The organism is Bradyrhizobium oligotrophicum, from assembly GCF_051168495.1.
In the GTDB taxonomy this organism is placed as follows: domain Bacteria; phylum Pseudomonadota; class Alphaproteobacteria; order Rhizobiales; family Xanthobacteraceae; genus Bradyrhizobium; species Bradyrhizobium oligotrophicum_A.
This window is the reverse complement of sequence record NZ_JBNPVB010000014.1, coordinates 56,729-68,520: the sequence shown is the minus strand read 5'-3', so window position 1 is coordinate 68,520 and position 11,792 is coordinate 56,729. Positions and strand designations below refer to the sequence as shown.

The following is an 11,792-nucleotide window of genomic DNA, read 5'->3' as shown; positions in this document are numbered from 1 at the left end:
GAGCTTGCGCCACCTGTCTTTGCGGCACCGTTCGCGACAGCGTGAACGGCGCGCATGTTCCCGTTCTCAGTAGGGATGCCGGTCCTTCTTATCCATCCAGGCCTTGTACGCCTTCAGGCCGGTGTCCCGCTCGAAGTTCTCCGTGACCTCGATCCGGCGTTTCGTCCACGGCTTTGCGAAATCCTCATACTGGAAGGCATCGTCGAATCCGATCGCGCTCGTATCCTTCAGGCTCGCGGCGAAATAGACGCGGTCGATGCGCGACCAATAGATCGCGCTCATGCACATCGGGCACGGCGCGCCGTTGATGTAGATGTCACACCCTTTCAACATGCGTGCGCGATGCTCCACCGGGTCGGGCGAACCGGGTTCACGCGGAATCGTTTCGAGGATGGTGCCGGCCCCATAATCACTACCGAGCAGCGCCTTCGGGTTGAGACGTGCAGACGCGTCCATGATCGCCGTGACTTCAGCATGAAAGACCGGAATGCCGGTCAGCAGGACGCGGTTCTGACCCCGCCCGATGATCTCTCCGTCCTTGACGATGACGGCGCCGAATGGACCACCCCACCCTTTCTCCACCGACTCGATGGCAAGCCGGGTCGCCTCCTCCATGAATTTCGGATTACCGGCCGGCATTGCATTCGCGGCTTGCGTCGAGAAGCCTGCTGCAAGCGTGGCGCCCGTCGCCGCCGCGGCAGCGAGGAACGAGCGGCGGTCCGGGTTGGGCAACTCCTCGCAGACAAATTTCCGCATGAAACAATCCTCTTAAAAACCATTCGGCCGGGCTGCATAACTGACAGTTGTTAAAATTCGTACCACCCGTGGCGAGCCGCCGGTTTTGACGCGCGCCATCCGGGAGCAGACCGGCGCCAAGGTGAATCGCACCGCGCCGCAAATTCACAGAAGATGCAGTTGCATTCTCTTGGTCGCCGCCCCATGTCCGTGGCGCGCGCTTCGTCGCGACATCTCCTGCTGAACGAGAGCATCACATGTCCTTCTACGATTCGACCGTGCCGGCCTACCTCCAGATGTTGAGCAACCTCACCGGCCTGCTCAACAAGGCAGAAGCCCATTGCGCGGCCAAAAAGATCGCCCCTGAGGTCCTGCTCGGCGCCCGCCTGTATCCGGACATGCTGCCGCTCTCCAGACAGATCCAGCTCGCCTGCGACTACGCCGCCAAAGGCTGCGCGCGGCTTTCCCACAGCGAGATCCCGAGCACACCCGACACCGAGACCAGTTTCGCCGAGCTTCGCCAGCGGCTTGCCAGGACCATGGACTACCTGAAGGCGTTCGGGCCGGCGCAGTTCGATGGAGCCGATGGCCGCGACGTGACCTTTCCAACCGGGCCTGACACGACCCTGACCTTGAAGGGGCAGGATTTCGTCAACCGCGTCTCGTTTCCGAACTTCTATTTCCACGCTGCGATCGCGCACGGCATTCTCCGCCACAACGGCGTCGAAATCGGCAAGCGGGACTTCCTCGGCGCCGCCTGACACGCCTGTCGGCGTCTGCCGCAGGCTCCCAATTTGGATGGCCTGGTCGGGCAGCCGCAATCGCGCGGCTCGTCTGCGCCTGACGGATAGCTCCCGGCATTGCGCCGTTCGCGGCAGTGCACAACTCCTCTTTACCCCTCCTCTCTCCTGGAAAGACCCCGATGAGTGCATCCAAACTGTTCGAGCCGTATCAGCTCGGTCCGGTCACCCTTGCCAATCGCGTCGTGATGGCGCCGCTGACCCGCAACCGCGCGGTGGACGGCCTCGCGCCGGGTCCGCTGACGGCCACCTATTACAGCCAGCGCGCGGACGCCGGCCTCTTGATCACCGAAGCGAGCCAGGTCTCGCAACAGGGTCAGGGTTATCAGGACACGCCCGGCATCTATTCCAAGGAGCAGATCGCCGGCTGGCGCAAGGTCACCGACGCCGTGCACGCCAAGGGCGGCCGCATCTTCATCCAGCTCTGGCATGTCGGCCGCATCTCGCACGTCTCGCTGCAGCCGAACGGCGGCGCCCCGGTCGCGCCCTCGGCCATTCCGGCAAAGACCAAGACCTTCGTCGGCGGCACCTTCACCGACGTCTCGACGCCGCGCGCGCTCGAGCTTAGCGAAATTCCCGGCATCGTCGAGGCGTTCAAGCAGGCCGCGCTCAATGCGATCGAGGCCGGCTTCGACGGCGTCGAGATCCACGGCGCCAACGGCTACCTGCTCGACCAGTTCGCCAAGGACGGCGCCAACAAGCGCACCGACGCCTATGGCGGCTCGATCGAGAACCGGGCCCGGCTGATGCTCGAGGTCGCCAAGGCCGTCTCGGGTGCGATCGGCGCCGACAGGACCGGCATCCGGCTGTCGCCGGTGACCCCGGCCAACGACATCTCCGATTCCAATCCGCAGGCCCTGTTCGACTACATCGTCGATCAGCTCGCAGCGCTGAAGCTCGTCTTCATCCACGTCATCGAGGGTGCGACCGGCGGCCCGCGCGACGTCGCGCCGTTCGACTACGCCTCGCTGCGCAAACGCTTCAAGGGCGCCTACATCGCCAACAACGGCTACGATCTGGCACTCGCCACCAAGGTGCTCGATGCCGGCGCCGCCGATCTGATCGCCTTCGGCCGCCCCTTCATCGCCAATCCGGATCTGGTCGAACGGCTCAGGACCGGGGCTGCTCTCAACGAGCTCGATCGCGCCACGCTCTATGGCGGCGGCGAGAAGGGCTACACGGACTATCCGACGCTGAAGACATTGCAGGCAGCGGAATAGTCGTCGCTTCGTAGAGTGGGCAGAGCGGCCGCCTGCAGGGCGATCGCCTGCCCACCGCCGGTCCTCGCATCCGGTGCGGGACGGTGAGCGCGGCGCGCGCGAAGGATCTCGCACGACGCAATGTGCCGCGCACGCGCCTTGCCCACACCAATATCGCGAAACGTGCGCAACCAACGCCATCAGATCATGCTTCCCGGCAGGAAGCAGCGGACTTCGATACGAAGGCCGGTGTAGAGCTCGCGGTAGTACACCGGCCAGACCATCGTGCGGCCGACGCGGTTGGGCTCGGTGACGACGGCGTCTTCGGGAACGGTCCACCACTGGCCTTCGATGCGCACGCGGTAACGGCCATCCTTCATGTCCCAATCGATGTCCGACAGCGCAGTCCCATCCGCATCCGAACAGCACGCCCCCTTGCCCGAATGCAGGCTCTCGAACCAGCCCTTGAGCGGAGAATTCGCGAAACGCCCCTCGAGATCGCGCGCCGCCGCATCGGGCAACGGTAGAGAATACGGAGCCAGACCGCCTGCGAGGGCCGCGGCGAAGAGTGCCGTCCGCACGTAACGAATGGCGACGGGCTGATGAAGGACATCCGAGAGGGCTGAAATCACCGCTCTGTAGGTAGAAGACCCGTTATTCATGTCGCCACCTCGTTGCTCGATGCGAGAGATGCGCAATAGCTCGTCGAGCTTCGTGGCGAAACTTCGCAGCAAGCGACGACGATCGGCGGCGATTGCGCAAACGTCGCAAATTTCCGGACGACATAGCTCATGAGTTCACGGCAAGGGCGGGATCAGTTCCCGTTGCCCGCAGCAAGCGGGCCATCACGATCGACATGTCGAGGCAGAACGAACATCGACCGCGGTGGACGACCATGGAAAAGGCCGGGATCACTCCCGGCCTTTTCTGGCTGTCCGACTGCGTCGAGAAGGCTGCCGCCCTCAGAACTCCGCGCGCACCTTGAGCACCGCCGACTGTTCGAGATACTGGCTGCCGACCACGGCGTTGTAGCCGAGCGAGATCGACTGCCGCTCGCCGAACGCCACCAGCTTGAGGGCCGCGCCGAGTTCGGCCAGATTGCGTTCGGGCGACGGCCCGGCCGCGACGAAGCTGGCGCCGCCACCGGCGAAACTTGCCGTCACGTTCTGCGCCACGTTGCCGAACTCGTGCCGCCACGCCGCCAGCGTCTCCAGGCCGAAGCCGTAGGTCGAGGTGACCAGCAGCGGGACCGTCGAGCGGAGGCCGAGGTTCGAGCGGACCGAATTGGTGGTCTGCTTGGCGATGGCGAGCGCCGCGCCTGCGTTGCTGGTCTCGGTGTAGGCCTGCTGATCGAGACGGGAATAGGTCACGCCGGCAAACGGCGTCAGCACGGCCTGATCCACCTTCACGGGCATGCCGAACTCACCGCGGACCAGCGTCAGCCAGCCCTTGTGGCTACCCGCAACGGTGTCGGTGAAGCCCGCGAAATTGACCCGGCGCGTGGTGGTGTAGTCGACCAGCGCGATGCCGGCCGAGCCGTTGACATACCAGGACGGCTGGACGTAGGCGCCATACACCGTGCCCTGATAGTGCTGCATTCCGACCGCGTCCCCGGCGGCGGTCCGATCATCCATGCTGCTGGTGGCATAGCCGAACGCGGCGCCGACGCGAAACGCACTGTCGATGCGCTGATCGACGCCGGCGACGAGACCGCCGGTGTTGCCCGAATAGCCGGCCACGCCGGCAACGTCGCGCTGCGACACGTTGGTGCCGATCAGGCTGCCCCACACCGTGCGCTCGGGCTCCGGCGCGATCACGGGCGCCTTCAATGCCGGACGCGCCTTGGTCGCACCATAGGCCATCAGCATCGACGTCAGCGGATCGGTCTCCGAGGCGAAGGCCGAGGCGACACGCGCATTCGCGGATGGACCGGCGGCCGCGGCCGTCAGGCGGTTGTCGATCTGGGTCTGGAACAGCGACGCGGTGCTGAGCGGCACCTGGACCTGGGCGCCGTTCACGAACGGACGCAGCTGGTCGCCGGCATTGCGCACCTCGCGGTCCGTGCCGAGACTCTGCACCGCGCCGCCCAGCGCCTGCACCTGCGCATTGCCGCTGGTGGAGGCGAACAAGCCGTTGAGCGCGGCCAGCGTGCCCGGCGAGATGCCGGCGATGGTCGAGGGCGATCGCACCGAGGCCTTCAACAGCAGAGCCCCGGTGGACGTATCAGCGGCAAATCCGACCAGAGCGCTGGAGAAGTCGACATCGAGTGGCGTCGCCGAGACCGCCGTGGCGATCCGGTAGACGTCGCCGTTGCGGACGATGCCCTGCAGCGTCGGCGCGATCGTCCCGGCGCCTGCAAAGGTCACCGTGCCCGTGATGTTGCCGATCTTCGTCGAGGGCGACGCCGCGGTGCCGCCCGGTCCGAAGATCGTGGTCCGCAGCACCGCGCCGTCGACGAGCTGCACGCCGTCGACGCCGCCCACCGTCACCTGTGACTTCATCAGGTCGAGCATGCCGAAATTGACGATGCTGGCGAGGCTGGTCACGCCGTCGAGCGTCAGCTCGTTGCTGCCGAGGCCGTTCTGCGCCACGACGTTGCCGCTGAAGCCGGAGCCCTTGAGCAGGATCGTGTTGGTGGCGCCATCCTGGTCGTTGATCACGATGTCGCCGCCGAGCGTGCCGGTATTGACCAGATTGAAGACGCGCTCGCCGAAGAACGTCGCGGCCACGGAGGTGGTCGCGGCGCACAGCGGGTCGGTCGTGTTGCTGCCCGCGGTCGGGCAGGCATTGCCGTTGGCGTCCGTGCCGCTGCCGGAGCTCCTGAACGTGCCGTCAACGGTGCCCGCCGTCCCCTTGGTGAACGATCCGCGCGACGCGCTCTGATCGACCGAGATCGATCCCGCAATGGTGCCGCTGTTGGTGACCTCGTGCTCGCCCGAGCCGAGATAGATGTTGCCCTGGATCAGGCCGGCATTGGTGATGACGCTGTCGCGCGGGCCGGAGTTCGAGCCGCTGCCGGTCAGCGGGAACGTCGAACCCGCGGCAAGGCCCGCGGCCGTGGTCAGCGGATTGGTATCGAGCGCCAGGATGTCACCCTTGATGACGCCGCTGGCGTTGTTGGTCACGGTCAACGCCTTGGTCTCGACGACCGTCACGTTGCCGTCGGAGTCGAACTTGTAGAGCGGCGAATCCGGATTGCTGCCGGGAATGGTCTCGAACTCCGCGCCGGCAAAGGCAGCAATCGCCCAATGGCCGTCGTAGAAGCGGCTCGCAGCCGTCCAACTGGTGTTGCCGATGGTGCCGGAGTTGGTGATCGTGGTGTCGGCGCGGCCGTAATAGGCCGCGGCATAGTTGCCCGCAGCCGAGATCGTGCCGCCGGCCCGGTTGTTCACCACGAAGCTGTTGGTGTTGTCGTCCGAGAACAGCGCCGAGATGATCGGCAGGTTCGTGCTGTTGTAACGCCCCGTCGCGGTCGTCCCGACCGAGGCGTTCAGATTCGCTGCGTTGAAGGCGCCGAAGGAATTCTGCGTGACGGCGAGCGTTCCCGTGTTGTTGACCGTGAACTTGTTGACCTGGCTGTCGGCCACGATGACGTGAAGACGGCCTGCGCTGAGCTGGGTGACGGTGAGGCTGAGCCAGCCGGCGTTGTTGATGACGACGTTGTTGACGGCCGGATCTTCGTCGTTGGAGAAGTTGGCCACGATCATGCCGCGGTTGGCGAGACCGGTCTGGTTGCTGGCGGTGAGACTGCGGATCGCAGTCGCATCCAGCGTGACGGTCGTCGTCGGCGGGTTCGGATTGTAACCGGTCGCCGGAAAAGCCGGGTTTGCCGGGGTGTAGGAATTGCTGCCGTTCGTCGGCGCGGTTGCTGCGGCTGCGTCATACACCGTGATCGCGGAGGTGATGCTTCCGCTGCAGGTGACGGTCACGCCGGGGGTCGTACATTCGGCCCTCGCCTCGCCGGCGACCATCCACGTCGATAACAGCACGAAACTCGCGGCAGCCGCTTCGCTGCGCCTTCTGGTTTTTGATTTCACCTGACGCCCCAAATTACGCAATACATGCGCTTTCTTGTTGGTTCCGAATTGTATCGAAATATTGACGGGAACCGGCAAGGCGAAAGTTTCTCGAAGCGGCCGGGACAATTTCCAACTAACAATAGAATTAGTCCTGCTATGCGCAAACTAATCGTTACTAATCAGACGTCGACGGCACCACCTCGCGCCAGGGATGTACACACCACCGTCAATCGGCGCATTCAAGGGAGTCAGCCAGGCCAGACGGGCCGACATGCAGCCGCCTGTCCGTCGACGGACGACGACCCGCGATGAACAAGACAAAAAAAAGGGCCGGGATTTCTCCCGGCCCTTTCACCACGGTGGGGGCGGCCGTGGCGCGGCGCCGATGCGCCTTGATGTTGCGACGACCCTGCCCGCGCCTCAGAACTTCGCCCGGATGCCGGCATAGGCCGCAAGCGGCATTCCGGGCACCATGCTGCGCGGATCGTTGAAGGCGAATGCGGTTCCGCCGCCGGCCGTATTGAAGCCGGCCGGGTCGAACACGGTGCCGGCCGAGTAGTAGCGCTGGTTGAACAGGTTCTGCACCAGCCCGAACACCTCGACGTTCTTGGTCACCTGATAGGACGTGTTGACGTTGACCACCCAGTAGGCCGGGACCTTCGGATAGACGTTGGTCTCATCGTGCAGCAGATACTGGCTGCCGACATAGTTGACGCTCGCGCCCACCTTCCAGGCGTCGGTCACCGCATATTCGGCGCCGAACTTCAGGCGATGCGCCGGAATGCCGGGAATATGGTTGCCGGAGACGACGCCCACGGCCGCACCGAGGAATGGATCGTTGACGTCGAAGGAGCTGCGGAAGGTGGCGTCGATGAAGGTGTAGTTGGCGTAGGCGGTCCACCGGTTCCAGGCCAGGTCGAGCTTGGCCTCGACACCCTGTCGCAGGGTGGTGCCGGCATTCTTGAAATAGCCGCGTACCGGATTCGCCGGATCGACGACGTTGATGATGTCATCCGAGTTCTCGGTGCGGAACAGGCTGAGGCCCCAGCGCAGCCGCCAGCCGTCGTCGACGGCGACCGCCTTGACCGGCGCCTTGCGATAGGCCGGCAGATCGGCGGCGTAGGCCGAGCGGCCACCGGAAATCTCGCCGCGCAGACCGCCTTCGACGGTGCGCGACACCACCTGCTTCAGCGGCGGATCGGCGATCAGGAAGTTGTCGATCAGACAGGGATTGGCGGGATCGGAGCAGCCGAGCTCGAGCGGGGTCGGCGCACGGTTGGCTTCGGAATAGCCGGCATAGGCGGTCATGTTCGGCGTGATCTTGTAGGTCAGGCCGACCACCGGATTGAAACGCTGGAAGTTGTTGTTGCTGTTCAAGAGCGGCGCGAAGCCGGTCTGGTCGCGCAGGTCGATCTGGGCCCAGTTGAAGCGCCCGCCCGCCGTGAACGCCAGTTGCGAGGTGATGTCGAAGGTGTTGGTCGCGTAGACGCCGAGATAGGTGTTCTTGGCGTTCAGGTTGACCGGAGCGAGACCGGCATTGGGCTGGTCGATGTACACGCCGAGGCCGGTGACGAAGAGATTGTTGTCGACGGTCCCGAGCTCGGAGGTCGCCTGGAAGTTGGTGTTGCCATGATCGACGCTGGCGCCGACGACGAAATGGTTGTCATGGCCGAACAGCTGGGTGGTCGAGGTCGCCTGCAGCGAGCCGCCATAGCTGTCGGTCTTGACGGTGTTGCGGTCGATCTGGCCAAGCGCCGCATCGCCTGCCAGCGTGTTGGCAGTCGGGCCGTTGCGGTTGATGTCCCATGCGGTGCCGGCAGCGTCCTCGAGGACGAACACGCCACCATCATCCTCCACCTCGGTGCCGTTGCCGTCGATGCGCGACGATTTGTAATGGCGATAATAGCCGTTGGCCTGGATCGAGAGCGTATCCGTGGGCGTCCATTTGGCACTGGCCTGCACCATCTGCATTTGCAGACGCAGCGATTGCGGCCAAGTGTAGACGCTGGACCAGCGCTGGTTCAGCATCTCGATCGGCGTCGCCGCCACCGAGCCGAGCTTGTTGTCGGCGCCGGTGAAGGAGAGGTGGAATTCGGTGGTATCGCCCCGCGCGCCGAAATCGGCGTACATGCGCCGGACCTGCGACGACGACGAGAAGTCGCGCCAGCCGCGGTCATAGGCGCCCTCTGCCGCGATATAGGCCGAATAAGTGCCGTTGTTCCAGCCGTACTGCGCACCCGACTGGACCCGGCCGAACGAGCCGCCGAACAGCTGCGCTTCGCCGCCCTGATAGGTGAAGCCGTTCTTCATCTCGATCGACATCGCGCCGCCGGTGGCGTTGAGGCCGAACAGCGGGTTGTTCGGCATCAAGGTCATGCGCGCGATCGCCATTTCCGGGATCAGGTCCCAGTTCACGACGTCACCGAAGGCCTCGTTGATGCGGGTGCCGTTCTGGTAGACGGCAATGCCCTGCGGTGTGCCGAGCACCGGCGAGGCCGTCTGGCCGCGATAGTCGAGGTCGCGCTGGAACGGGTTACCGGTCTGGTCACTGAGGGAGACACCGGGCATCGACTGCAGGATGCCATCGAGCAGCGACGGCGTCTTGCTATGGTCGAGATCCTTCGCCGTTATGGTCTGGACGTTGGACGGGATCTTGTCTTTCGCGATCTCGCTGCCCTGGACGGGCGAGACGCCGACCACATCGATGGTCTGCAGGGTTTGCTGCGCAAACGCAGCGGTCGGTAGCAACGCACAGGTCGCGAGAAGCGCGCTCTTCAGCGCCGAGAGTCGGGTCAAGACGTCCCCCAGTTTCTTGTCGACCGCCAGCCGCGGCAGCTCGCACCCCAAGCTGTTCCTCCGCAAAAGCCGGTCGATTTGCATGTTTACTAACGTTAATATTCGTAAACACCGGCAAACCTCGCCGCAACGGGCAATATTCTTCGGCACTTAGGGATATTCTTCCCATATCCGGAAACTGGCGACCTTTTCGCCAAGGTCTCTCCCCGGCTCGGCCGCAATGCGCACTCGGTTCTGGTCTGCAACGGAACCCGCATGGTAGAGGAACGTCGGCGCGACCGACGCCAGAGGGGCGAGACCGTCTTCGATGTATCGCGTTCTGCTCGTCGATGACCACCCGGTCGTCATCACGGCCTGCCGCTGGCTCCTGAACGCGGCCGGGATCGCGGCCATCTCCGACGCCCCTGATGCCGAGCGCGCCTATGAGGCCTATGTCCGCGATCGGCCGGACGCCGCCGTCGTCGATCTGCGGCTGCAAGGCGAGGACCTCGGCGGGATCGGGCTGATCGAGCGCATGCGGTCGTACGATCCCAGCGCCCGGATCCTGGTCTTCAGCATGCTTTCCGATCCGCGGATCGTCCGCTCCGCCATCGATGCCGGTGCGAGCGGCTACCTGCTCAAGGATGCCCCGCCGCAAGAGCTGCCAAAGGCGCTGGATCGGGTCCGGTCCGGCGGCACCTATCTGGATCCGCAACTGGCCACGCGGATTGCGCTGCTGCGCAAGGAGGACGATGGAACTGCACGGACCTTCCTGACGCCCCGGGAGCGGCAGGCCCTTGCCTTGCTGGCGCAGGCGAAATCCTATCAGGCGATCGCCGATCATCTCGGGATCAGCTACAAGACCGTGATCAACCTGACTTACCGGCTGCGGCAGAAACTCGGGGCGCGCAGCCTGCCCGACTTGGTTCGCCTCGCCGTGGAAATGTCTCGCCCGGGCCTCTGAGCGGCGGTCCCGTTTCCGTAAACGGCCGCTGCGCTGCGTGCGCCTGGCGGCGACACGCCGGAACGAACAAGGCCCGCGACGGTATCCCGGCGCAGGCCTTCGTCATCAATTTCGTCGGTCCAATGCCGGACCTCGCCTCACTTCAGCAGTTTGGCCACCGACTTCAGCTCTTTGGAATCGAGCGTGCCGTCATTGTCGGGATCGGCTGCCTTGAACCGGCCGGCCACCAGCGCGAGGTACTCGTCCTTGGTCAGTGTGCCGTCATTGTCGGGATCAGCGGCCTTGAGGTCCTTGGCCGAGACCCGGCCGCGCAGCTCCTTGGCATCCAGCGTGCCATCGTGGTCGCGGTCGAGGCGGTCGAACAGCGCGCCTGCCGCAGCACGCACCTCGTTCATGTCGGCGGTGCCGTCCTTGTCGGGATCGATCGCGGTCAGCAGCTTCGAGGGGGCCGGCGCGCTCACGGCCAGCGTCGAGGTGCCGACGATTGCCGCCATGCCGACGGCGGCCGCCGTCATCATCAGTTTCCAATTCATCGAATTGATCCTTTGTCTCCACCGTCCGCGCAGGACGGCGATGAAGGGTGCGGTCAACAACGTATGCGGGCGTCGCCGGTTTCCCTGGCGCGACACCGCATGCACCCTTTGGAACTAAGTGAGGTCCCGCCCTTTCGCAAGTGCAAGAAAGGGACGTCCGGGAAATTATCGGAGGGCTCGCCGGGACTAGAACCTGGGACCGTGCAGGAAATATCTCCCGGGACGGTCGCGGCGAGGCTGCATCGCCGCGTCGGAGCCGACGCTGTCTCGCGCCTCGGCGCGGGCGTTGGCAGCGACAGATCCGCGCTTGATGACACGGGCCCGATGTGCGGTGCGAACCGGCGCCCGGTCAACCGTCGCGCCCTCACGACCGTTCCGAGACTGCGCGGTCCCATGCCGGCGGCTGCAGCCCGCGCCAGTCGACGCGGCGCATGTTGTCTTGGCTGCCTTCTTCCCGGCTTGCGTCTCGCTCCACCACGCTTCCAGCTCTTCCCGCTGCAACTGATCCCGCGCCATGGTCGGCCCGACCAGCGCGATCGAGGCACACAGCGCCACGCAGAGCATCACTGGCAGCCCGGCGGACATGCGGCGACGATGCTGGTTGGCTTCGGTCACGGGTGCATCCGATCTTTGGTTGGTCCGGCTATCAGCGATGCGTGCTGCAACACCTGTGTTCCATCGCTCTATGACTTCAATGTGGTTGCAACGCGCCACATTCATCGCCGTGCTGAGATTCACTCGCGACTCCGGCGCCATATTCTTTCGGT

9 protein-coding genes are annotated in these 11,792 nt (G+C 64.8%); 3 read left to right on the top strand and 6 right to left on the bottom strand.

Features of this window, described 5'->3' with window-relative positions; genetic code table 11:
- Positions 1–66: 66 nt before the first annotated feature.
- A complete protein-coding gene (locus tag ACQR1B_RS24425) occupies positions 67–756 on the bottom strand; it encodes a nucleoside deaminase (RefSeq protein WP_434871285.1) in 690 nt (229 codons plus the stop codon).
- 236 nt (positions 757–992) lie between these two features.
- On the opposite strand from ACQR1B_RS24425, the gene ACQR1B_RS24420 reads away from it, so the two are divergent.
- Together ACQR1B_RS24420 and ACQR1B_RS24415 are read left to right on the top strand one after the other, a co-directional pair.
- Positions 993–1,496 carry a DUF1993 domain-containing protein gene (locus ACQR1B_RS24420; protein WP_434836408.1) on the top strand — a complete coding sequence of 168 codons (504 nt, stop codon included), beginning with the start codon at positions 993–995 and terminating at the stop codon, positions 1,494–1,496.
- Positions 1,497–1,657: 161 nt separating this feature from the next.
- Positions 1,658–2,755 carry an alkene reductase gene (locus ACQR1B_RS24415; RefSeq protein ID WP_434836409.1) on the top strand — a complete coding sequence of 366 codons (1,098 nt, stop codon included), beginning with the start codon at positions 1,658–1,660 and terminating at the stop codon, positions 2,753–2,755.
- 179 nt (positions 2,756–2,934) lie between these two features.
- Here ACQR1B_RS24415 and ACQR1B_RS24410 read toward each other — a convergent pair whose 3' ends face one another.
- From ACQR1B_RS24410 to ACQR1B_RS24400, 3 genes are all read right to left on the bottom strand, one after another.
- Positions 2,935–3,276 (bottom strand): hypothetical protein, encoded by a 342-nt coding sequence (locus ACQR1B_RS24410; protein ID WP_434836467.1) that lies wholly within the window; start codon positions 3,274–3,276, stop codon positions 2,935–2,937.
- A gap of 420 nt (positions 3,277–3,696) precedes the next feature.
- Entirely contained in the window at positions 3,697–6,723 is a 3,027-nt protein-coding gene (locus ACQR1B_RS24405; RefSeq protein WP_434836410.1) for an autotransporter domain-containing protein, read from the bottom strand.
- Positions 6,724–7,173: 450 nt separating this feature from the next.
- Positions 7,174–9,549 (bottom strand): TonB-dependent receptor, encoded by a 2,376-nt coding sequence (locus tag ACQR1B_RS24400; RefSeq protein ID WP_434836468.1) that lies wholly within the window; start codon positions 9,547–9,549, stop codon positions 7,174–7,176.
- A 307-nt stretch (positions 9,550–9,856) separates the two neighbouring features.
- Between ACQR1B_RS24400 and ACQR1B_RS24395 the strand changes: the two genes are divergently transcribed.
- A complete protein-coding gene (locus tag ACQR1B_RS24395) occupies positions 9,857–10,492 on the top strand; it encodes a response regulator transcription factor (RefSeq protein ID WP_434836411.1) in 636 nt (211 codons plus the stop codon).
- 137 nt (positions 10,493–10,629) lie between these two features.
- Here ACQR1B_RS24395 and ACQR1B_RS24390 read toward each other — a convergent pair whose 3' ends face one another.
- Both ACQR1B_RS24390 and ACQR1B_RS24385 read right to left on the bottom strand, forming a co-directional pair.
- On the bottom strand, positions 10,630–10,986 hold the full coding sequence (locus ACQR1B_RS24390; RefSeq protein WP_434836469.1) for an EF-hand domain-containing protein: 357 nt from the start codon (positions 10,984–10,986) through the stop codon (positions 10,630–10,632).
- A gap of 225 nt (positions 10,987–11,211) precedes the next feature.
- Positions 11,212–11,640 carry a hypothetical protein gene (locus ACQR1B_RS24385; protein WP_434836412.1) on the bottom strand — a complete coding sequence of 143 codons (429 nt, stop codon included), beginning with the start codon at positions 11,638–11,640 and terminating at the stop codon, positions 11,212–11,214.
- Positions 11,641–11,792 lie beyond the last annotated feature (152 nt).